The organism is Ruegeria sp. HKCCA0370, assembly GCF_013033705.1.
GTDB lineage: Bacteria > Pseudomonadota > Alphaproteobacteria > Rhodobacterales > Rhodobacteraceae > Ruegeria.
In genome coordinates, this window is the sequence record NZ_WQEP01000001.1 from 1109316 (window position 1) to 1132502 (window position 23187).

Below are 23187 nucleotides of genomic sequence, written 5' to 3' on the forward strand. Positions count from 1 at the left end.
GGAGGGTGAGATTATGGAACCACTAACCTGGACCGGCTCTATCGCCTTCCTGAACCCGCTTCTGATGATCGCACTGGCTGCACTTTTGCTGTCGATCATGGTCTGGATCATCGCCAGTATCTTTTTGCCTGAACAGCAGATTGTCGTGAATCCGGATGGATCCGTCAGTTCTGGCGGCGGTGTCCGTGGATTGATCCAGCTTGCGCTGCATTACAGTTTCCTTGCCAGCGTGGGATTGGCCGTGGCTTATCTGGTGCTGGGCGTCCTGATGGGCACTGGCGCAGGGATCATCGGCGCCATTTCCCAGCAATTCCTGCCTGTATGGGTCGCGCTGATCATCATGTTCGCCATGTCCATCGCCTTCAAACGACGGTTGGGGTTGTACGGCAAACTGTATGACAGTCCCATCGGAATGATCGGCTTTGGCCTTGTGATGTTCTGGGTCTTTACCGGCATCTTCGGCGCGCTTGATCTGATCGTGACCCATGACCCGCTGACACAGATCTCTGGCATGAAGAACAAAGTGCCGGGAACGCCTCTGCCAAATCTGGAGGACGGCGAGTATGCTTGGTATCTTCTGGGCGGTGACAATCTGGCGCGCGACGTATTCAGCCGGATGGTCAAGGGGGCCTGGGTTGTGGTGCAAATTGCACCGCTGGCAACGATGTTCGCCTTCATGGTCGGCATTACGCTGGGGCTTCCCGCCGGTTACTATGGGGGCCGTTTTGATACGTTCCTGTCCTTCCTCGCCAACCTGATCCTCGCCTTCCCGGTGATCCTGCTGTTCTACCTGCTGGTGACACCGGAGATCGTGGCGACCGGGGTACCGAACTACATGGCGGCCGTGCTGTTCGTGTTCCCGATCCTGTTCATCGGCGTATTGCTGAATTCGCGCTATTACACACGCCCGAATTTCCGTACACCGTTGCTGATCGGTGTTCTGGGTGTTGCGATCTGGCTATATCTGTCGCTGATTTCGACCGGTGGCTACATCATCAATACCGAGGCCTACCGGATCTGGGGTCTGCCGACCTATCTGGACCTGTTCGATATCCCCGGCGGTATTCTGGTGGTGTTCGTCTCGGTGGTGTTCGTCAACTCGCCCACGGTCTTCCGTATCGTGCGCGGCCTGGCGCTGGACATCAAAACCCGCGATTACGTGGCTGCGGCCCAGACACGCGGCGAAGGGCCGTGGTACATCATGCTTTGGGAAATCCTGCCCAACGCCCGTGGCCCTCTGATCGTCGATTTCTGTCTGCGCATCGGGTACACCACCATTCTTCTGGGGACTTTGGGCTTCTTCGGACTGGGCCTTCCGCCGGAAAGCCCGGACTGGGGATCCACGATCAACGAGGGGCGCAAGCTGCTGTCGATCTACCTGCACCCTGCCCTTCCTCCTGCCTTTGCCCTGCTGTCGCTGGTTCTTGGTCTGAACCTGCTGGCTGACGGTCTTCGCGAGGAAAGCCTGAAGGACTGATGTGATCGAGGCCGGGGGGCCAGCCCCCCGGACCCCCCGGGATATTTTTGGCCAGATGAAGGGGATCCCCGCATTTGGTGAGGAGTAAGCAAAATGAGCAAAATGGCGGATTATGACGGCCCGATCCTGGAGATCGACAAGCTGTCCATCTCATTCTTTACCCGCCTGCGGGAAATCCCCGCCGTGATGGATTTCTCGGTCAGCGTAGAGCCCGGCGAAGCCGTGGGGCTGGTTGGTGAATCCGGTTGTGGCAAATCGACCGTGGCACTGGGCGTGATGCAGGATCTTGGCAAGAACGGTCGCATCGTCGGAGGCACGATAAAATTCAAGGGCCGCGATCTGGCAGAGATGTCGGCCGAAGAGTTGCGCGACATTCGCGGCAATGAAATCGCGATGATCTATCAGGAACCGATGGCATCGCTGAATCCGGCGATGAAGATCGGCAAACAATTGATGGAAGTGCCGATGATCCACGAGGGGGTAAGTCAGGAAGAGGCTTATTCCCGCGCGCTGGAAGTGGTGACGGATGTTCGCCTGCCAGACCCCGAGCGGATGTTGAATTCGTTTCCGCACCAACTGTCGGGTGGTCAGCAACAGCGGATCGTGATTGCAATGGCGTTGATGTCGAAACCGGCGCTGTTGATCCTGGACGAGCCGACAACGGCTTTGGACGTGACCGTCGAGGCCGCCGTGGTCGAACTGGTCAAGGATCTGGGCAAGAAATACGGCACCTCAATGCTGTTCATCTCGCACAATCTCGGGTTGGTTCTGGAAACCTGCGACCGTCTGTGCGTGATGTATTCGGGTGAAGCGGTCGAGCGTGGCTCGATCAAGGATGTGTTCGACGAGATGCAGCACCCTTATACACAGGCGCTGTTCCGTTCGATCCCGCTGCCGGGGGCTGACAAGAACACGCGTCCGCTGGTGGCTATTCCGGGGAACTTCCCATTGCCCCACGAGCGGCCTCCGGGTTGCAACTTTGGACCGCGGTGCGACTATTTCGAAGAGGGGCGCTGTGACGCGAAGGAAATCCTGATGGAGGCCGTTCCGGGAAATGACCGGCACCACACCCGCTGCCTTAAATTCCAGGAAATCGACTGGAACGCCCCACTTGCGCTGGCCGATCAGAAAGAAAAGGGTGAAATCGGCCGAACGGTTCTGAAAATGGACAACCTCAAGAAATATTACGAGGTTGCGGCAAATGCCTTGTTTGGCGGCGGTGAGAAGAAGGTGGTGAAGGCCAACGAAACGCTCAGCTTCGAGGCGCACGAGTCCGAGACACTGGCCATCGTGGGGGAATCCGGCTGCGGCAAGTCCACCTTCGCCAAGGTCCTTATGGGATTGGAGACGGCCACAGACGGGCAGATCCTGCTGGACAACCGCAACATCGAACAGGTGCCCATCGAAGAACGCGATGCCAAGACGATCGGCGAAGTTCAGATGGTTTTCCAGAACCCGTTCGACACGCTGAATCCGTCGATGACCGTTGGCCGTCAGATCATCCGGGCGCTTGAAATCTTCGGTGTCGGAAACTCTGAAGCCGAGCGAAAGAAGCGGATGCTGGAACTGCTTGATCTGGTGAAGCTGCCGCGCGCCTTTGCAGACAGGATGCCGCGACAGCTGTCCGGTGGTCAGAAACAGCGCGTGGGTATCGCGCGCGCCTTTGCCGGCGATGCACGTATCGTTGTGGCGGACGAACCCGTCTCGGCGCTGGATGTGTCGGTTCAGGCTGCCGTGACGGATCTGTTGATGGAGATACAGCGACAGCACAAGACCACGCTGCTGTTCATCAGCCACGATCTGTCCATCGTGCGTTACCTCAGTGACCGGGTCATGGTGATGTATCTGGGCCATGTCGTAGAGTTGGGCACCACGGATCAGGTCTTTGCCCCGCCCTATCACCCCTACACCGAGGCGCTGCTGAGCGCGGTTCCGATTGCGGATACCTCGATCGAAAAGCAGCATATCGTTCTGGAAGGCGATATTCCCTCGGCCATGAACCCGCCACCAGGCTGTCCGTTCCAGACGCGTTGCCGATGGAAATCCGAGGTGCCTGACGGTCGGTGCGAATCCCATGTGCCGCCGGTGCAGACGCTGGCGGATGGGCACCAGATCAAATGCCACCTGGCCGAAGACATTCTGGCCCGGATGGAGCCGGTGATCAAAGTCGCGGCGGAGTAAACCCATTTCTGAACCTTGAAAAAGGGCCGGTCAGGGACCGGCCCTTTCTTTTGGCGCCAAGTTTTCTTGGGGAGACAGGCGGCGCTTGGGAGTGGCGTGAGTGGCGACCCCGGTAATTCGTCAGCCGGTCATGACGTTGTTGCCGAAATGCATGAATTCCTGGTTCATTCCGGCAATGTCACCGGCTTCAAGCTGAAGGCTGGCACTGTCAAGCATCTTGTAGCTCTGCTGCCCCTTCACCCAGTCGTCGGCGGATTGCAGAGTGGTCAGCGTGTAGGATGTGACCTCATTCAGGTAATGTGTGGGGATGATCACCTTGGGCTTGAGCTTGGATACGATGTCGTTGCCATGATCGAAGCTGAGGATATGTTCCGAGCCATCAACCGGCAGCGTCAGAACATCCACCCGTCCGATCGCGTCCCAGAACTCCTGCGGCGGGTTGTGGCGGTTGTCGCCCCAGATCAGCGCTCGAATGCCGCCGGTCTCGACCAGATAGACGACCATATCCATGTGGCCCACGTTGTTCGGCGGGCAGGCTTCCACGCCGAACTCGGCCAGCGCATTGGTCCAATCATACCATCCCGGCGCGACACAGGCGTGCTTGTCGGCAAAACCGGTGATCTTGATGTCTGCAAACTCGAAATTGCCCACCATGCGATCCAGCACCATGGTCGAACTTGGGCGTTCAATCGCATCGTGATCAAAATGGGCATGGGTCGACAGGGTGATATCCACCGGGATTTGCGGGAATTCGTTGCGGAACCAAAGCCCCCATGCGCCCGACGGATCATCGCGCCAGGGATCAAACAGCGCTGTTGAGCCATTGGGCGAGGTGATCTTGATCGCACAATGACCATAATAGTCGATGCCAACCGTCCCGGTGCTGGCCTGACCCGTTGCGCCTTGCAGATCGATCACATGGTTGTTGTTGCCCGGCTGTAGCCACGCCTGAGACTGCGCCTGAGCCGATCTTGCGCCCAGTACGGAAGCAGTCGCGCCGACACCGACAGCCCCCGCCGCCATAAAGAAAGACCGGCGAGACAGCCCCGGCGCCAGATGATCCTTGTCCCCGTTCAGGATGGTTGGTTTCAGATCTTTGCGATCCATTTTTGTGTACCTCTCTGTTGGACATGTGCAGGTTTTCCGCACGTCCCAACCAAAGGTAACAAGCCAAGGCATCTTGGCTCAGACCGAAAAAATGGGGGCGGAATATGGGGGAAAACCCCATATTCCGTGTTCACGAAATCGAGAGCAAATGACTGCGCAGGTTCTGGCTGCGCCCTTCAAGGCCCAGCTTGCGGCGAATGTTGTTGCGGTGAAAATCGATTGTCGATGTTTCTCGGGACAGGGCCTTGGCGATGTCCTTGGTTGTTTTTCCAAACATGACCATCTGCGCAATCTCGATCTCGGTCGGGGTCATTGCTGCAAACGCATCCGTCAGTTTGTCCGACAATGAAGACGTGATCTCGTTCAGGTTCTTCTCGGCCAACTCAAGATAGACATACTTTGCTTCGTCCCCTGAAAGCTGCGTTCGAGCCTTTTCCAGATAGGGCAGAACTCGGCCGCGCACCTGTTCGACAATTTCGTGATCGCGGTTTTTGCGTTCGTCATCCAGACTGGACAGTAGGACGCGCAGCGCCGTGTTGGTTTCCTGCAACTCACGGGTACGATCCGCGACACGGGTTTCAAGCTGCGCCAGGGTTTCGTTGAGCTTCTCTTCCAGCACGCGGCGCAGGTAAACCTCTTGCAACAAAGCCAAATCCGACTCGACCATGCGTGCGAACTGCGCCAACCCTTCGCGGAACAACAAGGCACGCCGGTTCTGCTTTCGATCCAGAACACAAATCGTTCCGAACACCGATCCATCGGGCCATTTCAGCGGCAGGCCGATGTAAAATGTCATCCCATGTTCCAGATCGTCATTGTCGGCCCAATCCGGATCGCAGGCTGCATCCTCAACCACCAGCTCTCCGTCCCGCTGCAGGACGCCCTGACAATAAAGTTTGGGATTCAACTGGAAACTCAAACCAACCGGATACGGGTTTTCGGGATGATCCGAAGTGATCAGCACCGCGTGATCCGGTGCGTCGGTTTTCATGATCAGGCTTGCGGGGACATCCGCCAATTCCGCGACCAGATCAACCAGTTGCTGCCAGTTGGCCAGCGTTTCTTGCGGAATCTCAGGGTGGTCAGCAGGCATGAGGAGACCTCACCAGTTACTGGACGATACCCTTTAAGATTAGTTGGACTAGTTGAGCCTGATCAAGAACCGGACGTTCTGCGCCGCGGCATCGGGTTTAACCGCCCCAGATTACCTTCACGTAGTTCTGGGTTTCCTTGTATGGCGGTATGCCGCCATGCTTTTCCACCGCTTTTGGGCCGGCATTGTAGGCGGCCAAAGCCAGTGGCCAGGATTTGAACTTGCGATACTGCCAGGACAGGTATCTGGCCCCACCTTCGAGATTCTGCTTGGGGTCATGCGGGTTGACCCCCAGAAGCTCGGCGGTCTGAGGCATCAATTGCGCCAATCCCAGAGCACCCTTGTGAGACTTCGCATGCGGGTTCCATCCGCTTTCCTGCTGAACAAGGCGCAGGAACAAGTCTTCGGGAATGTTGTGAAGGCGGGCAGCCTGTTTCGCCAGATCCAGATACTGGCCGCGATACTTGCCAGTATATCGCTTGCCGGTATGCGCACGGGATGTTTTGGGTTTCAACCTCGCGGAGTCGCGATACTGCGTCGCCGCACGGGAATCCAGTATCTTGGACTGCTTGAGGAAGATATCCTTGCGGCTTTTGGTAGACAGAGTCTGCGCCTGCACAGGCAAAACGGCCAGCACAAGGCAGACAACAGAAAACCCAGCAACCCAAGAACGCATCAATGCCTATCCTGCTCGATAAGAAACCAGTCGGATTATAGGTATTCCCACAAAAAATGAAAGCTTGGTAAAGACCAAAGTAAGACTCTTGCCCAACACTGTTGTATCTACTGTTTTCATCCATGATGCAGGCCGTATAGGGTCTCACGAAACAAGTCGCGCCAGATTCGGCGCACATACGCGAAAACAGAACGAGGAATTACATGGCGGGTTCAGTCAACAAGGTCATTCTGGTAGGTAATCTTGGCCGCGACCCCGAGGTCCGGTCGTTCCAGAACGGCGGAAAGGTTTGCAATCTGCGCATTGCCACGTCAGAGAACTGGAAAGACCGCAACACGGGCGAACGCCGCGAACGCACGGAATGGCACTCGGTCGCAATCTTCTCGGAACCGCTGGCCCGTATTGCAGAGCAATACCTGCGCAAAGGCAGCAAGGTTTATATCGAAGGCCAGCTGGAAACCCGAAAATGGCAGGATCAGTCCGGGCAAGACCGTTATACAACCGAGGTTGTTCTGCGCCCCTACCGCGGTGAATTGACCTTGCTCGACAGCCGCGGCGAAGGCGGCGGCAGCGGCGGTGGTTACGGCGGCGGCCAAGCCGGTGGCAGCGGGTACGGAGATCCTTACGGCGGTCCGTCCAGTTCCCCGGCACCGGCATCGGGTGGAATCGACGACGACGAGATTCCGTTCTAGAAAATTCGGAGACACGACATGACATGGTCCTTTTCTCTCGGCCGGTTGCTCGGGTCCGAACTGAGGGTCCATGTCACGTTTTTCCTGCTTCTGGCCTGGGTGGGCTTTGCGGCCTATTCCGCCGGTGGCCTGCCGGCCGCCATAGACAACCTGTTGTTTGTTCTGGCCTTGTTTGCCTGTGTGGTCGCGCATGAATTCGGTCATGCCCTCATGGCGCGGCGCTTTGGAATCAAGACCCCAGACATAACATTGTTGCCGATCGGTGGGTTGGCCCGGCTTGAAAGGATGCCGGAAAAACCGATGCAAGAAGTGCTTGTGGCACTTGCAGGTCCGGCGGTGAACATCGTGATCTGGGTCATACTGGTCGCCTTCGGAGCAGGAGTGCCGATCGAGACGCTTTCCCAGATCGATTCACCGGGTATCGGGTTTCTGAACAGGCTGGCCTACATCAACCTGCTGCTGGCCGTATTCAACATGATTCCGGCCTTCCCCATGGACGGAGGGCGCGTATTCCGCGCGCTTCTGTGCCTGCGCATGGACCGCGTCAAAGCAACACGCGTGGCTGCGGTCGGAGGTCAGATCGTTGCGGTGGGTCTGGGTTTTTTGGGGCTGAGTTCAGGCAACCCGTTTCTGGTGCTCATCGCCGTATTCGTGTTCATCGCCGCCAACGCCGAAAGCCAGGACGTCGCCCTGCGATCCGCAGCGCGCCGGGTTTTGGCCCGGGACGCGATGATCACCGAGTTTCACGCGCTTTCCCCCGACGATACGCTGAGAACGGCGGCGCAAGCCGTGATCCACACCACTCAACACGAATTCCCTGTATTGGACTCAAGCCAGGCCCTGCTGGGATTCGTCACGCGTGAACGGCTGTTTGCTGCGCTGGCAAGTGACCAATCCAGATCAGCACCCGCCACGTCGATCATGGACGCGGCGGTCCCCTCGGTTTCGCTTACCACCGGGCTCGAGACCGTTCTGGAGCACTTGCACAACGGCGCTCCGGCCATCGCTGTGGTCACTCGGGGTGGTCGCATGATGGGTTACATCACGCGCGAAAACATCGGTGAACTGATGGTCATTCAGGGGCGCTAGGCCTTCAGGTCAAGCCGTGGCAAGCGCATCCGACAGGACCGAAAGAACCGCATCTTTCGGTACATCTGAGGTCACGAACGCCTCTCCGATCCCACGCGCCAGAATAAACCGAAGCTGGCCATCCACGACTTTCTTGTCCTGTCCCATAAGATCCACCAGCGCCTCGGCGCTTGGCAATTCGCCCGGAATATCGGCCAGATCCGTCTTCATCCCCATCGCGCGCAAATGCGCGCGCACCCGGCTTGGGTCCTCTTGCGAACACAAACCCAGCCGCGACGACAATTCAAACGCCAGCGCGCAGCCAATTGCCACACCTTCGCCATGCAGAAGGCGGTCGGAATAGCCCGTCGCGGCCTCCAGGGCGTGGCAGAACGTGTGACCCAGATTGAGAAGAGCCCTGTCACCTTGTTCGGTTTCATCCCGCGCGACGATGTCGGCCTTCATTTGCACCGAGCGCGTCACCGCATGCACACGGGCCGCCATGTCACCCGAAGAAACGCTTGGCCCGTGCGCCTCAAGCCAATCAAAGAATTTCGCATCGCCAAGCAATCCGTATTTCACGACCTCGCCATAGCCTGACAAGAAGTCTCTTTGGGTCATGGTCCCCAGAACAGAGGTATCCGCCAGAACCAGAGACGGTTGATGAAACGCGCCGATCAGGTTTTTGCCCTGTGGTGCGTTGATCCCGGTCTTTCCACCGACCGAACTGTCCACTTGCGCCAGCAAGGACGTTGGAATCTGCACAAAGCGAACACCGCGCCGCAGAACCGCCGCTGCAAAGCCTGCCAGATCTCCGATGACGCCGCCCCCCAAGGCCACGACGACATCCCGGCGTTCGACTTTTTCTGCGAGCAGCCACTCGACGGCGCGCTCGAAATGCGGCCAGCTTTTGGTTGCCTCTCCGGCGGGCAGCGCCAGCGCGGTCATCTCGATCCCCGCGGCATTCAGCCCGGCGCGCATTGCCTTAAGATGCAGACCGGCCACGTTTTCATCCGTCAGAACCGCGACTTTTGGCCGGGCCAGAAGTGGTGATATCCAGCCCCCTGCTCGCGTCAGAAGATCCGGACCGATTTCAACATCATAGGATCGGTCACCCAGGTCCACATGTACTGTTTGGTGCATTTATTTGAGTTCCAAAACATCAGGGCGCGCCAACAGAGCGTCGACAACGCGGCCTACCATATTTTCGATCGAGGTCTCGCCATCCGAATCCACTGTCAGATCGGCCTGAGCATAAACCGGCACGCGGGCCTCGTAGAGGGATTTCAGCGTCGCATAGGGATCGGCGGTGCGCAGCAAAGGACGGGTGTCTTTGTGGCGCACACGGGTCCACAGAACATTCAGATCCGCGCGCAGCCAGACGGCAGCGCCCTTTTCGGCGATGATGCGACGGTTTTCCGGCTGGAGAAACGCCCCCCCACCCGTTGAAAGAATGCCTTTTTGTTCATCCAGCAAGCGCCCGATGACCTGCGATTCCTTGGTGCGAAAGAAAGGTTCGCCGTCACGCTCAAAGATTTCAGGAATGGTCATGTTGGCGGCTGATTCGATCTCGGCATCGCTGTCCAGAAACGGAACACCCAGACGTGCGGCCAACGCGCGACCCACCGCAGTTTTGCCAGCCCCCATCATCCCCACCAGAACCACGGTTTTGTGCAGATCAAAACCACCCTGTGTGTCTGTTGAATGTGTGTTATGCTTAATTTCGCTCATTTAAACGTGAATGACGTGATCTTGGGAAAAATGCCAGTTATAACTTGGCCAAAATCAAAAATTGAGGCAGCGTGGGGCCATGGGCCGACTGATCAAATTCCTGATATATGTTCTTTGCCTGGTATTCATTGGGCTGGTCGCCTACGCCTATGTTGGCCCATTCTTTGGCGCGGATTTTTCTGCGCCTCAAAGTGAAATCCGCGAACCGGTCGTATTGGATGTCAACTAAACAGGCGCTGTTGGCGGTCTTTCTGGCGGGATCGGCACATGCGCAGACCCCGTTATCCGCGATCGAGTGGCTTGCGGATCCGCCGGAAAACCTGCCCGGAACCGTATTGTTGGAACCGCCGGTGGCACAGAACGGCGGATTGCCCGAAATTGAGGTCACGCCGCTTGAAGCGTTGTCGCAACCTTTGGGCCTGGTCGCATCATCCGTCACTGGGTTGCCCGTGGATTTGTGGCAAGGCAGCGATGCGAACCGGCTGGCGGAGCTGATCGCGAAGACGCCCGTGCGCGACAACCCGGCCATGCAACGCCTGTTGTTTACATTGCTTCTGTCGGAAACCCGGGCACCGGCGGGCCCTGATGCGCAAGAGATTATGCTGCTGGCGCGGCTGGACCGTCTGATGCAACTGGGCGCGGCTGATCCCGTGCAATCGCTGGTTCAACTGGCCGGGCCGACCGATACACAGGATCGGTTTCAGCGCTGGTTTGACGCAACGCTGCTGACCGGTGATGAGGATCGCAGCTGCACCGCCCTTATCGCCGAACCGCATCTGTCAAAAGACTACGCCGCGCAAGTGTTCTGCAAAGCCCGACGCGGAGATTGGGCATCGGCAGCGTTGACGCTTGAGGCAGCGCATGCCCTGGACATCCTGCCGCCGGAAGAGCTGGCGGTTCTGGATCGTTTTCTAAGCCCTGAACTCTATGAAGGCGCGGCTTATCTGCCCCAACCTGAAAACCCGGATCCATTGAGTTTCCGACTGTTCGAAGCGATCGGAGAGCGGCTTCCTTCCGCCTCGTTGCCACGCGCTTTCGCCAACGCGGATCTTCGGGATGTGGCCGGATGGAAAGCGCAGATCGAAGCCGCCGAACGGCTTACACGCATTGGCGCTTTGACGCCCAATCAATTGCTTGGCCTTTATACCGAAAGGTCCCCGGCAGCGTCCGGCGCAGTTTGGGACCGGGTCGCGGCCATCCAACGATTTGAAAGCGCGTTGGATACGCGAAACGCTGAAGCTATCGGAAAAACGCTGCCACCGGTCTGGCAGCAGATGCGCAGCGTCGGGCTTGAAGTGCCCTTCGCCGAATTGTTCGCCGAGCGTCTGTCGAAGGTTTCGCTGTCGGTGCCGGCGACTGAAAACCTGCGCTGGCGCATTCTGATGCTGTCTGGCCTGTACGAACAGGCTGCGCAATCAGCACCGGACAACTCGATCGATACCCTGTTTCTTGCGGCGCTGGCGCAGGGTGATCCGGGGCGGGCGGTTTCTCCTTCTCCGTTGGCGGACGCGGTTTCTCAGGGGTTTGCATGGGCGGCACCCGTACCCAACGACATTGACGCCTTACTGAACAACGGTCAGCTTGGTGAAGCCATACTGGAAGCCATGCAGCTGTTTGCGCATGGTGCACGGGGCAATCTGGTGGATCTGACCGCAGCAATTGCAACCTTCCGACGCGTGGGCCTGGAAGACACCGCGCGGCGTGCTGCGCTGAGCCTGTTGATCCTGCAAGAGCGTTGAAGATGGCAATTCCGGCGACAAATGAGCTATGGATTTCGACCTTTCTACAGGCCCAAGCAGCGGAACTTGGCGCGGCGACAAATACCTTGCTGGCCTATGGGCGCGATCTGAAAGACTTTGCGTCCTGGTTGCAGCGCATGGGATCCGGATTCGATCAGGCAGATCGTGATCAGATCGAGGCCTATCTGATCGACTGCCAGGCACAGGGCTTGTCACGTTCCACCCGCGCGCGGCGATTGTCGGCGATAAAACAGCTGTACCGCTTTGCGTTCGAGGAAGGCTGGAGCGAGACGAACCCCGCCATCCAGATCAAAGGTCCGGGGCGACAGAAGCGACTGCCCAAAACGCTGGACGTGCCCGAAGTCGACCGTCTTCTGGCAGCCGCCCGACAAACCGGGCGCAGCAAGGCTGATCGCGTACGCAATACCTGTTTGATGGAAGTGCTCTACGCCACCGGGATGCGTGTGACCGAACTTGTCTCTCTGCCTGTTTCCTCGGCCCGTGGCGATCCGCGTATGCTGTTGGTGATGGGCAAAGGCGGCAAGGAACGCATGGTGCCCCTGTCCCCACCGGCGCGGGATGCTTTGGCTGCCTGGTTGACCGCGCGGGACGAAGCCGAAGACCAGACCGTCGAGAAAGGCGGTCAAAGGTCTCGTTTTCTGTTTCCGTCGCGCGGCAAGTCCGGCCACCTGACACGGCACAGGTTTTTTCTGCTGGTCAAGGAACTGGCCGTTCAGGGTGGCGTTTCACCCGAGAAAGTAACCCCGCATACCCTGCGCCATGCCTTTGCAACGCATCTGCTGGCCAACGGCGCTGATCTGCGTTCGATCCAGACCTTGTTGGGTCACGCCGACGTTGCAACGACCGAGATTTATACTCATGTTCTGGATGAACGGCTGTCGGAACTGGTGTTGCAACACCACCCGCTGAGCAAAGACCCTGACGAAGACCGGGGCTAAGCCCTTGATCCAGCAGCGCGGCATCCCCATAACGGATGCGTCACCCTAACCCACCAAGGACCAATGGAACCCTCATCTTCTCTGATCGACAGCGCATTCTGGTTTACGTCAGGCGCGATCCTCTTGTTGCTCGTTTTGTCCGGCTTTTTCTCGGGTTCGGAAACGGCGCTTACAGCCTCTTCTCGCGGAAAACTGCGGGCGCAGGCCGACAAGGGATCACGGGGCGCAAAAAAGGCGCTGGAAATCACCGATGACAATGAACGCCTGATCGGCTCAGTTCTTCTGGGCAACAACCTTGTCAACATCCTGGCGGCCTCGCTGGCGACGGCCTTGTTCACCCGTTTGTTCGGCGAAAGCGGCGTGGCGTTGGCGACCCTGGTCATGACTTTGCTGGTGCTGATCTTTGCCGAAGTGCTGCCCAAGACCTACGCCATCACCAATTCCGAAAAGGCCGCGGCGGCTGTCGCGCCGATCATTAGCGTCGTCGTGACGGTGTTTTCACCCATTGTGGCCGCGGTGCGGCTGCTAGTGCGCGGTGTGTTGCGCCTGTTCGGCGTGCAGATCGATCCCGACAGCAACATTCTGGCTGTACGCGAAGAGATTGCCGGCGCCTTGCAACTTGGTCATTCCGAAGGCGTGGTCGAAAAGGAAGACCGCGACCGCATCTTGGGTGCGCTGGATTTGGGCGACCGAACGGTGGAAGAGATCATGCTGCACCGATCGAATATCGAGATGATCGACGCCAACGCCGCCCCCGAGGCAATCCTGAAACAATGTCTGCAAAGCCCCCACACCCGTCTGCCTGTGTTCCGGGACGAGCCGGAAAACATCGTGGGTGTTGTCCACGCCAAGGACCTATTTCGCGCCATGTATGCGCAGGCAGGCAGCAGCGACGGCGGGACCGACCGTTTGGCAAGCTTTGACATCGGAAAGGTGGCAAACGACCCTTACTTTGTGCCCGAAACCACGACGCTGGACGACCAGATGCGGGAATTCCTGCGGATGCACAGCCATTTTGCATTGGTTGTGGATGAATATGGGTCACTGCGAGGCCTGATCACGCTTGAAGATATTCTTGAAGAAATCGTGGGCGAGATTGCCGATGAGTTCGACATAGATGAAGAGGTGCCGGTAACACGCACCGAAGATGGCCAGTATCTGGTTGAAGGTTCCATGACAATCCGGGATGCCAACAGGGCACTGGACTGGTCTCTGCCGGATGACGAGGCGAACACGCTGGCCGGTCTGGTGATTCACGAGGCCCAGATGATCCCTGACGTCGGTCAGGTGTTTTCGTTCCACGGTTTCCGGTTCGAGGTCACGGCGCGTGAAGGCAACCGCATCACCGGACTGAAAGTGCGCCCCCTGTAGCTCTTGCGATTTTTCTGAAATGTTCCGCGCGCTGCCCAAGCGCCTGTCGTCAACCGAACGACCCCATTGCGCTGAACCGGGCGCGGATACTCCGATCATCGCAAAGTTCGGCCCAAGCACGGAGCTGGGCGAGATGGGCCAGTTTGATCACCCCGACTTTGTTGCCGCCGTGCAATAAAGTGAAAAAGCGGCCTTTCCGGCCGAAAACCCACCGGGCGATGTCGTGCTGAACGAGGCGCAGGCCGTCTGTTTGTTTGCCCTCGGTTACAGGTTTCGACGCACTTTGGCTGCGCGAGAAGGCTGTGCAAATCCAAAGCTGGTGCAATAGGTGACATGCGACACTTGTTGTCGCTAACAGACGAGTAATATCCCCATCGGCTCGACAGTTTTTTCCATAATCATAGGGAGGAACACTGTGAAAACCACCTGTCAGGTTGCCGTCATCGGGGGCGGCGTCGTCGGTTGTTCGGTGCTCTATCACCTGACCAAGCTGGGCTGGTCCGACGTGATGCTGCTGGAGCGGTCCGAACTGACCAGCGGATCGACCTGGCACGCGGCGGGTGGGTTTCATACGCTCAACGGCGACACCAACATGGCCGCGCTGCAGGGCTATACCATCCGGCTGTATAAAGAGCTGGAAGAGATCACTGGCATGTCCTGCGGGCTGCACCATGTGGGCGGCATTACGCTGGCCGACAACCAGGACCGGTTCGACATGCTGCTGGCCGAACGCGCCAAGCATCGCTTTATGGGGCTGGAGACCGAGATCGTCGGCCCCGACGAGATCAAGAAGATCGCCCCCATCACCAACACCGACGGCATCATCGGCGCGCTCTATGACCCTTTGGACGGGCACCTCGACCCCTCGGGCACGACCCACGCCTATGCCAAGGCCGCGCGCATGGGCGGAGCCACGATCGAGACCCACTGCATGGTGCGCGAAACCAACCAGCGGCCTGACGGCACATGGGACGTGGTCACCGACAAAGGCACCATCCACGCCGAGCATATCGTCAACGCCGGCGGCCTCTGGGCGCGCGAGGTGGGCGCGATGGCGGGCATCTACTTCCCGCTACACCCGATGGAACACCAATACCTGGTCACCGACAACATCCCCGAAATCGAGGCGATCATCGACGCAGGCGGCGAGCATCCGCACGTCATGGACCCGGCCGGCGAGAGCTATCTGCGGCAGGAAGGGCGCGGCCTGTGCATCGGCTTCTACGAACAACCCTGCAAGCCTTGGGCGGTGGACGGCACGCCGTGGGAGTTCGGCCACGAGCTGCTGCCCGACGATTTCGACAAGATCACCGACAGTATCGAATTCGCCTATCGCCGCTTCCCGGTTCTGGCCGAGGCCGGAGTGAAATCGGTGATCCACGGCCCCTTCACCTTTGCCCCCGACGGCAACCCGCTGGTCGGGCCGGTGCCGGGCGTGCGCAACTACTGGTCGGCCTGCGGCGTGATGGCCGGGTTCAGCCAGGGCGGCGGCGTCGGCCTGACGCTGGCGCAATGGATGATCGAGGGCGAGCCCGAGCGCGACGTCTTTGCCATGGACGTGGCCCGCTTCGGCGACTGGATCACCCCCGGCTACACCCGCCCCAAGGTGATCGAGAACTATCAGAAACGATTCTCCGTCGCCTACCCCAACGAGGAAGTGCCCGCCGCGCGGCCCAACCGCACCACGCCGATGTATGACATATTCAGCGATCTGGGCGCCGTCTTTGGCCAGCAATACGGGCTCGAGGTCGCCAACTTTTTCGCGCAAGCGGGCGAACCGAGCTATGAAACCCCGTCCTTCCGCCGCTCGGACTCCTTCGACGCAACGGACCGCGAGGTGCGTGCCGTGCGCGGGGGCGTGGGTATCAACGAGGTGCACAATTTCGGCAAATACCTTGTGACAGGTCCGCGCGCCCGCGACTGGCTGGATCGGATCATGGCCGGGCGCATCCCCGCCCCGGGCCGCCTGTCACTGACCCCGATGCTGTCGCCCAAGGGCAAGCTGATCGGCGATTTCACCGTGTCGTACCTGGGCGAGGAAGACTTCCAGCTCACCGCCTCCTACGGGGCACAGAACTTCCACATGCGCTGGTTCCGGCAGCATCAGCAAGACGGCGCAACCGTTGAAAACATCTCTGACCGCCGCAACGGCTTCCAGATCGCCGGCCCCAAGGCCCGCGAGGTTCTGGCCGCCTGCACCCGCGCCGATATCAGCGGCATGCGCTTCATGGACGTGCGCCGCATGGTCGTTGGCATGACCGACTGCATCGTGCAGCGGGTCAGCTATACCGGCGACCTAGGGTTCGAGATCTACTGCGATCCGATGGCGCAGCGCCAGCTTTGGTGGACCCTATGGCAGGCCGGCCAATCGCACGGCATGGTGCCCTTCGGCATGCGCGCGATGATGAGCCTGCGGCTCGACAAGTTCTTCGGCTCGTGGATGCGCGAATTCTCACCCGACTACACCCCCGCCGAAACCGGGCTCGACCGCTTCATCGCCTTCAACAAGCCCGCTGATTTCATCGGCCGAGCCGCCGCCGAGACGGAACGTGCCGACGGCCCCGCGCGCAGGCTGGTGGCCTTCGAGGTCGACGCAGACGACGCCGACGTGAACGCCTATGAACCGATCTGGCTGGATGGCACTGTCGTGGGCTTCTGCACCTCGGGCGGTTATTCGCATTATGCCCGCAAGTCCGTCGCCATCGGTTTTCTGCCAACCGAACGCGCAGCAGAAGGGCTTGAAGTCAAGATCGAAATACTGGGCCAGATGCGCAAGGCAAAGGTCATCTCGACGCCCTTGTTTGACGCAGATGGCGCCCGAATGAGGGGATGACTCGCGCTCGGGCCCACGGCATTGTACCGAAATGACCGAAATACCCATTATCCTTTTGGCAGCGGGTCAATCCAGCCGCATGGGCGGCATCGACAAATTGATGCAGCCGATCAACGGCATTCCGTTACTAGCCCGCTCGGCACGCACAGCCTCCGCCGTGGGTCCTGTGATTGTCGCCCTGCCCCCTGAACCAAATCCCAGATATGGCGCACTTGATGACATGGATGTCCAGATCGTTCCGGTCCGGGATGCGGCAGAAGGCATGAACGCCAGTTTGCGCGCCGCAATCCAAAAACTGCCGCCGGATGCATCCGCCGCGATGGTTTTGCTGGCCGATCTGCCCGATCTGACTCAGGCTGACCTGGCAACAATCCTGAAAGCGCGACTAACCCATCCCGACTACCTGATCTGGCGTGGTACAACCGAGGATGGAAAACCCGGTCATCCGGTGGTGTTTGACAGATCCCTTTTTGGTCAACTGTCACAGTTGCAGGGGGACGACGGTGCACAAGAGATCGTGCGGAAGCATAAAGACTTTGTTCATCTGCATCCGCTGCCTGGCCGAAACGCACTTTTGGATCTGGATACCCCGGGTGACTGGAAGGCTTGGCGCAAAAAACATGCCCCTTGAACAAACACGGCCCGGTCTTATCGACCGGGCCGGTGCCCAAAACAGGACTACCACTTTGCTCAATCTCCAAAGTGTGGCCAGTGTGCTTTCAGAAACACTCCGACTCCCAAACAGCCAAACCTAAACAAGACCCCCTCGTTAACACGCCGCTATCACTTTTGGTGATCGAGTTAGCCGCCAGCGCCCCCTAGCGCTTTTGGCTCCCCTCACTTGGGCATCTTCATCCTCACTTATCCGATCGCTCGAAACAACGTAAAATTGGAAGGAATGGTTAATTTGGGTCTTCTGCGAATGGCTTTTACGCAACATCGCGCGAGACCAGGATCAACTTAAAGGAGACTGCTCAAATTCGGAAGGGGTAGCGATTCGTGATTAAGCGCAAACTTATTCACCGATATCCGCACTCAATAAGATTTTTGGTGTGTCAAGCCATGCCTCACACAGACCCACCCACAACCATTGGAAGAGCAGCTTTTTTCTCCATCATTCGGAAGGATGATTGTCAACAAAACAAAACAAATTCAATATTTTTGAAAGTTTGACGCCATTTTTAGCAACAATCCTCCGATTCGCTCTGGTGCGGATCGGTGAAATTCCGCGAATCCCGATCGACGTCGACCGCAACCCAACACCGGCTTTGTGGCAAAATTAAGATTTATTAATTGATCAGTCAGGAAACGCCAATTCTGAGCATGCAACTGTTGTCTCAACGCGCAGCCGCAACTGCGTGACGATAATCAGGAGACACAAATGAGCATCCGCAAATCCTCGCTTCTACTTCCCCGCACTTCCAACTGGGTGGGTGTCAGCGCGCTCGGCGCGGCCCTACTGGCAACGACGGCTATACCGTCCATGGCGGACGAGGCATTGGCCGATCTGGTTGAGACCGTTTCACCCTCGGTCGTAACCATCATCGCTGAACAAGATACAGCGCCGACCCCAACCCAGGGGCAAAACTTTGACTTCGAAGGTCACCCTTTTGGTGAATTCTTCAAACGCTTCGGCGGCCCCGAAGGGTTCAACATGCCGCAACGCGGCCCGTCTCAGGGCCTGGGTTCGGGATTTGTTCTGGACGAAGCCGGATACATTGTCACCAATCACCATGTCGTCGACAATGCCTCGACCGTGACCGTAAGGCTCAGCGATGACCGTACCTTCGAAGCCGAAGTGGTCGGAACGGACCCGCTGACGGATATCGCGGTTCTGAAAATTGATGCAGGAACTGACCTGCAAGCCGTGGAGCTTGGCGACAGTGACGAGATCCGCGTAGGTGAAGATGTGGTCGCCATCGGCAACCCCTTCGGCCTGAGCTCGACCGTGACCACAGGCATCGTTTCGGCAAAAGGCCGCAACATCTCGGAAGGCCCTTATGCCGAGTTCATCCAGACAGATGCAGCGATCAACAAAGGCAACTCGGGCGGTCCCCTGTTCAACATGGATGGCGAAGTGGTCGGTGTGAACTCGGCCATCTATTCACCCAGCGGTGGTTCTGTGGGGCTTGGATTTGCCGTCACGTCGAACATCGTTGAACACATCGCGGCCGATCTGCGGGATGACGGACAGGTGAGCCGCGGCTGGCTGGGCGTGTCGATCCAGAACGTAAGCCCACAACTTGCGGCAGCGTTGGGAATCGAGGCTTCCTCGGGTGCGCTGGTGTCTGACGTGGTTGCCGGCAGCCCGGCAGACGGTGCCTTGAAGCAGGGAGACGTTATCCTGACCTTCAACGACGATGCCGTGGAGTCCAGCGGTGACCTTCCCATCCTTGTGGGTACGACCAAGGTCGGCACCGACAGCACTCTGACCGTTTTGCGTGACGGCAAGATGGAAACGGTGACCTTGACGGTTGGCCAGCATCAGGCCGCATCGGCCGAGGCCGACAAACCAGTCGAGGCGGAAGTTGCGGGAACAACTCTGGGTGTGACCGTGGCCCCCCTGACCGAAGCGGTTCGGGCAGAAACCGGTGTTGCTGAAACCGTCGAGGGCGTCGTCGTCACCGACCTGAAGCCCGACAGCCCTGCGGCAAAGGCTGGCCTGCAGCGCGGCGATGTGATCGTCAAGCTCGGCAATCAGGACACTGTCACTCCGGATGCGCTGAAGGCTGCGCTTGACAGTGAGAAAACCGATCCTGCCCTGGTGCTGATCAACCGTGGCGGCAGCCAGATTTTTGTCGCGGTCGAACTGGCCTGACCTTGAACATGCGTGCGCCGCTTGATGGGGATTTTCGGCGCACGCCTCACCCGGCGGATCAGAGTTGTCCACTATCCGCCGGGCTTGCCGGGTGCCGGCCCAGCACCCGGCAAGAACTTCTTCTAACCATATGCTTTAGTTAAAATTTGTGTTTAAATATCAAAAGAAAGGATCCCGACCATGAGCCGCCGTCTGTTGATCGTCGAAGATGATGCTGACACCAGGGACTTCATCGCCAAAGGTTTTGGCGAAGAGGGGTATGTGGTCGAAACCGCGGCTGACGGTCGTGAGGGGTTGTACCATGCCACGGACGGTGGGTTTGACGCCATTGTTCTGGACAGGATGCTGCCCGGTCTGGATGGGCTGTCGCTGATCAAGTCGATGCGGGCCGCCGGTTTGAAAACTCCGGTTTTGATGCTGACGGCGATGAGCGCCGTGGACGAAAGGGTCAAAGGGCTGCGCTCGGGCGCTGACGATTATCTGGTCAAGCCGTTCTCGTTTCAGGAATTGCACGCCAGAATCGAAGCCCTTTTGCGTCGCCCTCAGGAATCCGAAGAGTCGCCGACATTGACTTGCAAAGACCTTCAGATGGATTTGCTGACCCGCAAGGTCACACGCGACGGGCACGAGATCACCCTGACACCGCGTGAGTTTCAGATTCTCGAATTTTTCCTGCGCCGCAAAAACCGCGTGGTGTCGCGCACCATGTTGCTTGAAGGCGTTTGGGATTATCATTTTGACCCAAACACCAACGTCGTGGACGTGCATATTTCGAAGTTGCGGCGCCAATTGGACGAAGGCGGTGACGCGCCATTGATTGAAACTGTCCGCGGAGCGGGTTACATGATGTCCGATGGATAACCTTCGGCTTTCCCTGAACAATTCCCGCACAAGGCTGGTTGCAACCAGCATGTTTCTGAGCACGATTCTGACGGCGTCTGTACTCGCCATCGTCTATGTGACCGCCAATCGAAGCATCGAGGCCGAAACCCGCTCGGTCGTGTCAGCCGAGTTGACAGGGCTTGCGGATGAATACGAAAGGCGTGGGCTGATAGGTTTGATCACTGCAATTGAGCGCCGTTTGCCAAGTGCCGCCGAGCGGGACGCGCTGTATCTTTTGACAGACAGGTTGGGGGTCAAACTTGTCGGCAATCTCAAGTCTTGGCCGGTGAACATTGCCGCTGGAAGCGGTTGGGTGGACTTGGAATTGCGCCGGGCCGACAATGATCAGCTTGTGCCGGTTTCAGCTGCATCCATCCGCCTTCCGGGCGGCGAGCGCCTGCTGGTTGGACGGGATGCAGCGTCGCGCCAGCAATTCGACAGGGTTTTGTTTCGCTCGGTTGCGTTGGCGCTTGGGATTGCTTTGGTTCTGAGCGTCATCACCGGCTGGTTGTTCACGCGTTTGGTGTTTTCGCGCCTTTCGGATATCGCCAGTACGGCCGAGAATATCGTTTCAGGCGATCTGTCAAAACGGATGCCGCTGCGCGGAACCGGGGACGAATTCGATCAGGTTTCAGGCACATTGAACAACATGCTTGACCGGATCGAGGAGTTGATAAGCAACCTTCGGACCACATCTAATTCGATTGCTCATGATCTCCGCTCACCTTTGTCTCGCCTGCGGCAAAGGGTCGAGGCCCTCTCTGAACCCGACAAAAGCGACTTGGATCGCGAGATCGACATTGCGCGGGCGACGGGTGAAATCGATCACGTCCTGCGGGTTCTGGGGCAGCTCACCGAAATTTCTCGGGCCGAGGCCGGCCTGGGGCGCGAGCAATTCGAAACCATCGATTTGCAGCAACTTGTTGGTGATGTTGTCGAGCTTTATGACCCGGTCGCCGCCGATCAAGGCGTGCAGCTTGAAGTCAAGGGTTCCGCCCCTGCCATTCAGGGGCACCGGCCCCTTCTGTCGCAAGCTCTTTCCAATCTGTTGGAAAACGCAATGCGTTACGCGCCGGAACATACTGCAATCACGATCTCGATCGGTACTCGCGACGGTTTCACCCAACTGAGCGTCAGGGATCGTGGCCCCGGCGTTCCGCCTGAAGAACTGGATCGCCTTCAGCTTCCCTTCGTGACACTTGACCCCGCGCGGACGGAACGCAATGCGGGTTTGGGCCTGGCGCTGGTGGCCGCAATTTCACATATGCACGGTGGGAAATTTGCCGCCCGGAACTGCGATCCCGGGCTGGAAACCACGATCAATCTGGCACAACAGCGTTAATCCGGAACACCGTGTATCGCCATGGTCTTGTTCTTGTAACGCGTGTCGGCGGTGACATCCGCGCCGAACCAATCCGGTGGCACGTATCCTTTGGCCTGCTCCTCCGAAGTGAACTCCACCTCGACCAGACGCAACGGCGCCAGATCGCCTGAAAAGACGTCCAGCTCGAACAGCAGACCATCGGGCAAATGGCCGGTGTAGCGCTCTTTTTCAACCCTGCGCCCTTCCGTTTCCGGCCAGAAGGTTTCGAACTGATCCGCGGTGATCTCGGCCTCGCGCTCTACCCGGACCAGGCCACCAACCCCTTTCAAGGTCAGGAAATACGCATCGTTCTTTTGCCTCAGCCGCAGCTCGGTGGAATCGTCGGGGGCCGTCAGATAACCCTGTCGTACAACGGCTTTTTTCGCTTTGCTCAGGTCCGGCAGGCTTGAAACCAGAAACTTGCGCTCGATTTCCTTGCTCATTGGTTCGAAATCACTCCGTTTTCCAGCTCTTCAAACAGCGCCCTGTAAGACGCACAAGACGCACTGCGCCCGGCATAGGTACAGACCGGGGCACGATACTGACCCATCTTTTCGATATCCGCAGCGAAAGGAACCACCGTCTGCAAAAAGCGTTTTGGATACAGCTTGCGCATCGCCTTCATGGTTTCCTGATGCAAAACCTTCCGGTGTTGTACCATCGAAAAAAAGGCCCGCAGTTTTTTCTTGCGCAGCTTGTGTTGTTCAAAAAAGCGCACCAGCTGATCGAAACTCCGCTCGGACAGGGGCGTCGGAATGACCGGCACGACGATTTCATCGGCAGCTTTGAAGATATTCTCGGACAGGGTCGAAAAATTGGGCGGGCAATCCAGAATGATCACGTCATAGTCGCTGCCCGCGGCAATCAAAGCTTTTTTCAGCCGCGAGCGTTTGTTTCGCATCCGCGACAGGAACACGTCGAAGTCGCGGAAGGTCAGGTTCGCCGGAAGCACGTCCAGCCCTTCGAAATCGCTGGCCCGGATTGCCTTGGTAAACCGTTCCACATCTTCGAAAAACCGCGCATCCGTCAGCTTTTTCGAAGGCTTCACCCGAAAGTAGAACCCCGATGCGCCCTGGGGGTCGAGATCACACAACAGCACCTGTTGCCCCGCCTGCGCATAGGAATAAGCAAGGTTCACCGAAGTTGCGGTTTTGCCGACACCGCCCTTGTTGCTGTAACAGGCAATGATCTTCATTC

General features: G+C 58.3%; 21 protein-coding genes. 14 read left to right on the forward strand and 7 right to left on the reverse strand.

Going from position 1 to position 23187, the window contains the following annotated elements; genetic code table 11:
- The first annotated feature begins 13 nt into the window (after positions 1-13).
- Positions 14-1477, forward strand: coding sequence for an ABC transporter permease (locus tag GOW31_RS05610; RefSeq protein WP_171168453.1), 1464 nt, complete (start codon positions 14-16; stop codon positions 1475-1477).
- A gap of 93 nt (positions 1478-1570) precedes the next feature.
- On the forward strand, positions 1571-3658 hold the full coding sequence (locus GOW31_RS05615) for an ABC transporter ATP-binding protein (RefSeq protein WP_152457768.1): 2088 nt from the start codon (positions 1571-1573) through the stop codon (positions 3656-3658).
- Positions 3659-3778: 120 nt separating this feature from the next.
- Here the strand turns inward: GOW31_RS05615 and GOW31_RS05620 are convergent, their stop codons facing one another.
- The 3 genes from GOW31_RS05620 to GOW31_RS05630 form a co-directional block, all read right to left on the reverse strand.
- Positions 3779-4765 carry an MBL fold metallo-hydrolase gene (locus GOW31_RS05620; protein ID WP_171168455.1) on the reverse strand — a complete coding sequence of 329 codons (987 nt, stop codon included), beginning with the start codon at positions 4763-4765 and terminating at the stop codon, positions 3779-3781.
- A gap of 130 nt (positions 4766-4895) precedes the next feature.
- Positions 4896-5858, reverse strand: a complete 963-nt coding sequence (locus GOW31_RS05625; protein ID WP_171168458.1) for a LuxR C-terminal-related transcriptional regulator — start codon at positions 5856-5858, stop codon at positions 4896-4898.
- Positions 5859-5955: 97 nt separating this feature from the next.
- Positions 5956-6534, reverse strand: coding sequence for a lytic transglycosylase domain-containing protein (locus GOW31_RS05630; protein ID WP_152457765.1), 579 nt, complete (start codon positions 6532-6534; stop codon positions 5956-5958).
- A 203-nt stretch (positions 6535-6737) separates the two neighbouring features.
- Here GOW31_RS05630 and ssb point away from each other — a divergent pair, with 203 nt between their 5' ends.
- Positions 6738-7226, forward strand: coding sequence for a single-stranded DNA-binding protein (gene ssb / locus GOW31_RS05635; RefSeq protein WP_152457764.1), 489 nt, complete (start codon positions 6738-6740; stop codon positions 7224-7226).
- An 18-nt stretch (positions 7227-7244) separates the two neighbouring features.
- A complete protein-coding gene (locus GOW31_RS05640; protein ID WP_171168460.1) occupies positions 7245-8315 on the forward strand; it encodes a site-2 protease family protein in 1071 nt (356 codons plus the stop codon).
- A 9-nt stretch (positions 8316-8324) separates the two neighbouring features.
- Here GOW31_RS05640 and aroB read toward each other — a convergent pair whose 3' ends face one another.
- On the reverse strand, positions 8325-9437 hold the full coding sequence (gene aroB / locus GOW31_RS05645) for a 3-dehydroquinate synthase (protein ID WP_171168462.1): 1113 nt from the start codon (positions 9435-9437) through the stop codon (positions 8325-8327).
- Positions 9438-10025, reverse strand: a complete 588-nt coding sequence (locus GOW31_RS05650; protein ID WP_171168464.1) for a shikimate kinase — start codon at positions 10023-10025, stop codon at positions 9438-9440.
- A 79-nt stretch (positions 10026-10104) separates the two neighbouring features.
- On the opposite strand from GOW31_RS05650, the gene GOW31_RS05655 reads away from it, so the two are divergent.
- The 10 genes from GOW31_RS05655 (at position 10105) to GOW31_RS05700 (ending at position 21969) form a co-directional block, all read left to right on the forward strand.
- Complete coding sequence (locus GOW31_RS05655; protein WP_171168466.1) at positions 10105-10254, forward strand: hypothetical protein; 150 nt, start codon at positions 10105-10107, stop codon at positions 10252-10254.
- Positions 10244-11764: a hypothetical protein gene (locus GOW31_RS05660; RefSeq protein ID WP_171168468.1), complete on the forward strand. Its 1521-nt coding sequence runs from the start codon at positions 10244-10246 to the stop codon at positions 11762-11764. The genes GOW31_RS05655 and GOW31_RS05660 overlap by 11 nt, the downstream gene beginning before the upstream one ends.
- A 2-nt stretch (positions 11765-11766) precedes the next feature.
- Complete coding sequence (locus tag GOW31_RS05665) at positions 11767-12723, forward strand: site-specific tyrosine recombinase XerD (protein ID WP_171168470.1); 957 nt, start codon at positions 11767-11769, stop codon at positions 12721-12723.
- Between the two features lie 63 nt (positions 12724-12786).
- Positions 12787-14094 carry an HlyC/CorC family transporter gene (locus tag GOW31_RS05670; protein ID WP_171168472.1) on the forward strand — a complete coding sequence of 436 codons (1308 nt, stop codon included), beginning with the start codon at positions 12787-12789 and terminating at the stop codon, positions 14092-14094.
- A gap of 19 nt (positions 14095-14113) precedes the next feature.
- Positions 14114-14272, forward strand: a complete 159-nt coding sequence (locus GOW31_RS05675; protein WP_171168473.1) for a hypothetical protein — start codon at positions 14114-14116, stop codon at positions 14270-14272.
- Positions 14273-14509: 237 nt separating this feature from the next.
- Positions 14510-16927, forward strand: coding sequence for an FAD-dependent oxidoreductase (locus GOW31_RS05680; RefSeq protein ID WP_171168475.1), 2418 nt, complete (start codon positions 14510-14512; stop codon positions 16925-16927).
- Between the two features lie 31 nt (positions 16928-16958).
- Positions 16959-17558 (forward strand): NTP transferase domain-containing protein, encoded by a 600-nt coding sequence (locus tag GOW31_RS05685; RefSeq protein ID WP_171168477.1) that lies wholly within the window; start codon positions 16959-16961, stop codon positions 17556-17558.
- Positions 17559-18308: 750 nt separating this feature from the next.
- Positions 18309-19745: a DegQ family serine endoprotease gene (locus tag GOW31_RS05690; protein WP_171168479.1), complete on the forward strand. Its 1437-nt coding sequence runs from the start codon at positions 18309-18311 to the stop codon at positions 19743-19745.
- Positions 19746-19925: 180 nt separating this feature from the next.
- Entirely contained in the window at positions 19926-20606 is a 681-nt protein-coding gene (locus tag GOW31_RS05695) for a response regulator transcription factor (RefSeq protein ID WP_171168480.1), read from the forward strand.
- The gene (locus GOW31_RS05700) at positions 20599-21969 is read left to right on the forward strand and encodes an ATP-binding protein (protein ID WP_171168482.1); all 1371 of its coding nucleotides are present in this window, start codon (positions 20599-20601) and stop codon (positions 21967-21969) included. Before GOW31_RS05695 ends, GOW31_RS05700 begins: the two co-directional genes overlap by 8 nt.
- On the opposite strand, the gene GOW31_RS05705 is transcribed toward GOW31_RS05700, so the two are convergent.
- Both GOW31_RS05705 and GOW31_RS05710 read right to left on the reverse strand, forming a co-directional pair.
- Positions 21966-22433, reverse strand: coding sequence for a CYTH domain-containing protein (locus GOW31_RS05705; protein WP_171168484.1), 468 nt, complete (start codon positions 22431-22433; stop codon positions 21966-21968). The genes GOW31_RS05700 and GOW31_RS05705 overlap by 4 nt on opposite strands.
- Positions 22430-23185, reverse strand: coding sequence for a ParA family protein (locus tag GOW31_RS05710; protein WP_171168486.1), 756 nt, complete (start codon positions 23183-23185; stop codon positions 22430-22432). Before GOW31_RS05710 ends, GOW31_RS05705 begins: the two co-directional genes overlap by 4 nt.
- Between the last annotated feature and the right edge of the window lie 2 nt (positions 23186-23187).

Excerpts from the sequence above, each read along its gene's own strand:
- GOW31_RS05665 (WP_171168470.1), top strand. The coding sequence starts at position 11,767 with ATGGCAATTCCGGCGACAAATGAGCTATGGATTTCGACCTTTCTACAG.
- GOW31_RS05615 (WP_152457768.1), top strand. The coding sequence starts at position 1,571 with ATGAGCAAAATGGCGGATTATGACGGCCCGATCCTGGAGATCGACAAG.
- GOW31_RS05695 (WP_171168480.1), top strand. The coding sequence starts at position 19,926 with ATGAGCCGCCGTCTGTTGATCGTCGAAGATGATGCTGACACCAGGGAC.
- GOW31_RS05640 (WP_171168460.1), top strand. The coding sequence starts at position 7,245 with ATGACATGGTCCTTTTCTCTCGGCCGGTTGCTCGGGTCCGAACTGAGG.
- GOW31_RS05630 (WP_152457765.1), bottom strand. The coding sequence starts at position 6,534 with ATGCGTTCTTGGGTTGCTGGGTTTTCTGTTGTCTGCCTTGTGCTGGCC.
- GOW31_RS05685 (WP_171168477.1), top strand. The coding sequence starts at position 16,959 with ATGACCGAAATACCCATTATCCTTTTGGCAGCGGGTCAATCCAGCCGC.
- GOW31_RS05705 (WP_171168484.1), bottom strand. The coding sequence starts at position 22,433 with ATGAGCAAGGAAATCGAGCGCAAGTTTCTGGTTTCAAGCCTGCCGGAC.
- GOW31_RS05625 (WP_171168458.1), bottom strand. The coding sequence starts at position 5,858 with ATGCCTGCTGACCACCCTGAGATTCCGCAAGAAACGCTGGCCAACTGG.
- GOW31_RS05675 (WP_171168473.1), top strand. The coding sequence starts at position 14,114 with ATGTTCCGCGCGCTGCCCAAGCGCCTGTCGTCAACCGAACGACCCCAT.
- GOW31_RS05610 (WP_171168453.1), top strand. The coding sequence starts at position 14 with ATGGAACCACTAACCTGGACCGGCTCTATCGCCTTCCTGAACCCGCTT.
- GOW31_RS05690 (WP_171168479.1), top strand. The coding sequence starts at position 18,309 with ATGAGCATCCGCAAATCCTCGCTTCTACTTCCCCGCACTTCCAACTGG.
- ssb (WP_152457764.1), top strand. The coding sequence starts at position 6,738 with ATGGCGGGTTCAGTCAACAAGGTCATTCTGGTAGGTAATCTTGGCCGC.
- aroB (WP_171168462.1), bottom strand. The coding sequence starts at position 9,437 with ATGCACCAAACAGTACATGTGGACCTGGGTGACCGATCCTATGATGTT.
- GOW31_RS05700 (WP_171168482.1), top strand. The coding sequence starts at position 20,599 with ATGGATAACCTTCGGCTTTCCCTGAACAATTCCCGCACAAGGCTGGTT.
- GOW31_RS05670 (WP_171168472.1), top strand. The coding sequence starts at position 12,787 with ATGGAACCCTCATCTTCTCTGATCGACAGCGCATTCTGGTTTACGTCA.
- GOW31_RS05660 (WP_171168468.1), top strand. The coding sequence starts at position 10,244 with ATGTCAACTAAACAGGCGCTGTTGGCGGTCTTTCTGGCGGGATCGGCA.
- GOW31_RS05620 (WP_171168455.1), bottom strand. The coding sequence starts at position 4,765 with ATGGATCGCAAAGATCTGAAACCAACCATCCTGAACGGGGACAAGGAT.
- GOW31_RS05650 (WP_171168464.1), bottom strand. The coding sequence starts at position 10,025 with ATGAGCGAAATTAAGCATAACACACATTCAACAGACACACAGGGTGGT.
- GOW31_RS05655 (WP_171168466.1), top strand. The coding sequence starts at position 10,105 with ATGGGCCGACTGATCAAATTCCTGATATATGTTCTTTGCCTGGTATTC.
- GOW31_RS05710 (WP_171168486.1), bottom strand. The coding sequence starts at position 23,185 with ATGAAGATCATTGCCTGTTACAGCAACAAGGGCGGTGTCGGCAAAACC.